The organism is Thermoanaerobacter sp. CM-CNRG TB177, from assembly GCF_018588165.1.
Classification (GTDB): domain Bacteria; phylum Bacillota; class Thermoanaerobacteria; order Thermoanaerobacterales; family Thermoanaerobacteraceae; genus Thermoanaerobacter; species Thermoanaerobacter thermocopriae.
Genome location: NZ_JAFCAC010000048.1, coordinates 1 through 364, shown reverse-complemented (window position 1 = coordinate 364; position 364 = coordinate 1). Strand labels below are relative to the sequence as shown.

Sequence of the window (364 nt, the reverse complement as noted above, 5' to 3'; positions counted from 1 at the left end):
TTTTCTTTCCCCTACATTTATCCTTAAGAAAGTGCCATTTTCTTTTACTTCTATTCTTGTGTTGAGATTCCCCTTTTTGCTTTTATCTCCTCTTGAATAAAGGTTTCCTTTTCTTCTTTCTTGCCACTTTGTTTTTAGTTTTTTATATTCTTTCCCATTTATATGGCGCTTTTGAAGTTTTTTAAATAAATCTTTCCCTCCAAAAATTACTTTCTTTGGATTATTCCCTAATTCTTTAGAGGATTCTAATGTGCTTCTTGCTTTCATTATTGCATCATCTACGTATCTTGAGTTTAAGTCAAACATCCCCTGAAGGTCTCTTTTTAATGTTTTTCTATCATAACCTTCTAGAAGCCTTTTGTAT

Annotated in this window: 1 pseudogene; it reads right to left on the bottom strand. The window is 31.0% G+C overall.

Annotation, left to right across the window (positions count from 1 at the left end):
- Nucleotides 1-364 (bottom strand): annotated as a pseudogene (locus I4N53_RS04375) (IS200/IS605 family accessory protein TnpB-related protein); the annotation flags it as partial.